Origin of the sequence: Halorubrum tebenquichense DSM 14210 (assembly GCF_000337415.1) — an archaeon.
Classification (GTDB): domain Archaea; phylum Halobacteriota; class Halobacteria; order Halobacteriales; family Haloferacaceae; genus Halorubrum; species Halorubrum tebenquichense.
Window position 1 is genome coordinate 1 of the sequence record NZ_AOJD01000083.1, and the last position, 3,415, is coordinate 3,415.

Annotated in this window: 2 protein-coding genes and 1 pseudogene; all 3 read right to left on the bottom strand. The window is 51.2% G+C overall.

Features of this window, described 5'->3' with window-relative positions:
• Positions 1 to 594 precede the first annotated feature (594 nt).
• Positions 595 to 2,172, bottom strand: coding sequence for a transposase (locus tag C472_RS15410; protein ID WP_049906820.1), 1,578 nt, complete (start codon positions 2,170 to 2,172; stop codon positions 595 to 597).
• Positions 2,173 to 2,232: 60 nt separating this feature from the next.
• The gene (locus C472_RS16665) at positions 2,233 to 3,183 is read right to left on the bottom strand and encodes a phosphate uptake regulator PhoU (RefSeq protein ID WP_161612661.1); all 951 of its coding nucleotides are present in this window, start codon (positions 3,181 to 3,183) and stop codon (positions 2,233 to 2,235) included.
• A gap of 47 nt (positions 3,184 to 3,230) precedes the next feature.
• Positions 3,231 to 3,329 (bottom strand): annotated as a pseudogene (locus C472_RS17195) (phosphate signaling complex protein PhoU); the annotation flags it as partial.
• Positions 3,330 to 3,415: the final 86 nt, after the last annotated feature.

Here is a 3,415-nt window from a genome sequence, read left to right on the forward strand (position 1 = left end):
GAACCTGAGTAACTGCCGCTGTGTTTGCATCGCTGAGAGGACAGTTTTCACGTGAGTTTATGTCTGATAAATAGGATTTCAACAGAGCCGCTTCTTCCGATTCGGTATCTAACTCTTCGAGGAGGTCCGTTGGCAGTCGGAGCGTAATTGGTTCCATATCGTATCAACTACGATAATGATGACTCCACTCATTCATAATAGTGCGTAGTCTATCTAATGGCGGATAGAATACTATCTCGTTCCTTATTGTCGTAATCGAATCGATACCGATTTGGGTACACCGGAGTTATCGCCATCTCCTATACAATCCGACAGTAACTTCAGTTATTTTGGTGAGAGTTTTGAATGAAATGAAGTCGTGAACGTTTCGTGTCATTCGCAACTTAACTGAGCTTCTGATGTTCCACAGTTTCGGAGGATAGGCCAGTTTCAGGTCGAATTAGCATCGATTCGTGGTTCTTCTCACCGACCAGTCCTGATTTAGATCCCTACCGGTCGCATCTACCAGACGAACGTGCGAAATTGCGTAGATTCTGCCGCTCCCTGATTAGGGTTGTCACTCCCAAACGACGGACTCAGCGAGGTCTCAGCCGGTTAGTCGTGGGGAATCAACGCCGACGCGACGAGTTCGACACATTCGCCCGCAGTCAACACAGGCGCATAGTCCATCTCGCCGTCCACGCCCGCTTTCAGTAGAAAATCTGTGAGCCGCCAGATATTGTACAGGAGGACCGCAAACACGAAGTAGAACAACCGAACGCGGTAGTCTTTCGAGGAGGTCTTGGCGAGAAAGTCACCTTTGATCGATTTGTACTCACTCTCGATCTGCCACCGGCGGCTGTAGCGCTGACAGAACGTCTCGGCTTCCTCGGGACCGACTCGGAGATTCGTCGCGAAGACAGCCGTTCCCTCTCCACTCGTCGAGGGAACGTACAGGAGTCGCATTGGATGTGAACCCGCCTCAACGTGGATCGACGCTGATTCCACAGCGACTTCCTGATCGTCTTCGTCCATCTGTTCGAATACGTCCCGTTCAGAGCTGGAGACCCGCTTAGGAATGAGGTAGTTCACATCAAGATTCGAAAGCGTCTGGAACACGCGCATCGAATCGAACTCCCGGTCACACAGCACCGTCTCGATGGGGACAAGCTCTTTCGCTCGTTGAACCAATCGTCGCACAGTACGATGTATCTGATTCGACGGGTTCTCGTCCCACTCAGAACTTTCTCGGACCGGCTCAACGGCGAGAACGAGCGGAATATTCTGTCCGATGACCGAGAGGGTCGCAAATTTGAACGCTCGGCCGTCTCTGTCCTTTGTCCCGCTGACCATCGGCATTCCTTCGACCTCTCCGTAATAGGGAATGGTGGTGATGTCGATCGCGGCCGTGACTGGTCGACGGAACGATGCTTCTGAGGCGATCACGGAGAGCAAGCGATCCGTCGTCTCGTTGAATCCGTTCACGAGTTCTTTGGGATCGAACTGCTTGACCGCGCGGAGGTGGGTATCTCCATGAGGCCCGTACTGTTCACCACGGCGATATTGGAAGCGAGCTGCTCCCTGCGTGGTTCCGCACCGAACCATCCCCATGAACGTTTGTAACTCGAAAAATTGCGTGTCCTCGTAAGAGGCGTTTCGAGCTCGACCAGAGTCGAAGTGTCTAAAGGCGTGATCACGCGCGAGGCGCGTCGTTTGGACGATATCATCTTGTGAGAAGGTTTTGTCTTCGGTGTCTTCTGTAGGGGCATCTTCTACGATCTCACTCTTTGATCGCACCTCGGGTGCTGAGATATTTCGATCCTGGACTTCCTTGATGACAAAGTGGGCCGCAGTTTGGATGTACTCGTGGGTTGCGTCATCAAACCGATTCCGCCACGCTCGTGAGAACGCCGATTCGTCTGGCACCCGGCTAAACCCGAGAATAGTAGCTACTTCTGGTTGTCGCGTGAGGCGTCGCGAGAAGTCGGCGTACGAGTCACCCGTGATCTCCATAAAAACGAATGCGAGTACCATCGCGCGAAAGGAGAGCGGGGCAGGATGCCACGCTGGGTACCCGTCTTCGATCTCATCAATCAAATAATCAAAATTCTCGAATACTGTAACAAGAGCAGATTCATCAAGCTCGTTTCGGATGGCGATCCCTAGTTGGTACGCTTCACACAGATAGCGCATTCGTGGGTTCTCACTTTGAGAGGATCCGTCAGAACAGCCCATCTGAGTTCTGAAACACGGTTAAACACGAAGCGAAGTCCGAAGCCGTAGTTCAGCGATGTTCTCACTGTATTTGGCTGTTCGAATAAGACTATCAAGAACCCGGGTCAATACATACGCTTCTCTGGGTGCTCGGTCGGCTAATGTCTGATCTACCTTCCTCGCTTCTTGAATAACGCGCTCACACCGATTAAGAGTCGAATGGACCACGTCTGTCGATGTACTATTAATGACAGCCTCGGCGGCGTCTTCGATAACTTGGTGAGTATCGGCACTAATTGAACTCATTTCAGGTAGCAACTCCTCCGAAATAGCGTGATCGGTCCGCTGTACGCATCTCACAATTTTCACTGCGTGGTCGGCTATTCGTTCGAGCTGACGTGCAGTAACGTAGTATTCAAAGAGCTGTGGCCGAGTTACGCCGAGCTGATCGAGTTCTGCGAGTTCCAGAAGAGATCGATTGAAATGACGTGTGATAAGCTGAAGGATACGATCGGCTTCCTCATCTCGATTGATGATATACTCAGACTCATCTGATTCTCCCACAGCGAACTCCATTGCAGCTTCGTGCATCGACAGCGTAATCGACTGTAGTTGAAGGAGCGATTGACGGATTGAAACATCATCGGCATCTAATAAGTATTGTACAGTTATGTTGCAATCCGTTTCCTCAGAGATCTCGACACCGGTGAGCTGACGAGTACAAGTAGTGATTGCCCGGCGTTGTTCGGACGTGAGTTCGTCCTGTGCACGAAGTGTAATCTGTGTGAACCCAGCAGTATACGCCGCACGGAGCATCCGTTTGGCAACCCGAGAATCTGTATCACTGAGTATGATCTGGGTTGTAGCCAAGTCGCTGTGTTCGTTTTCGTTCCAGCGGACCACGAGTGATCCATCACGGTGTGTATAGAGATATGCCGTATCGGCCGCTTCGATATTGTGATCTTTTGCCCACTGAGCGGGGATTGACACAGTGTAAGTCCCACCGCCGACCTTCTGGATTTTCCTTGTCTCCATCGTCAGTAGATCAGTTCTGGATCGTTTTCCACGAGATACAGCGTCCGTGCAGCGATATTGACCCCGTGATCGGCAACTCGCTCGAGATCACGGATGGTTATAGTAGTCGATAGAATTTTTTACTCGGAAAACTATGTTGTCTGTAATGGACCACCTCAACGAGATCTCCGTCGAGGAACTCCAAGAG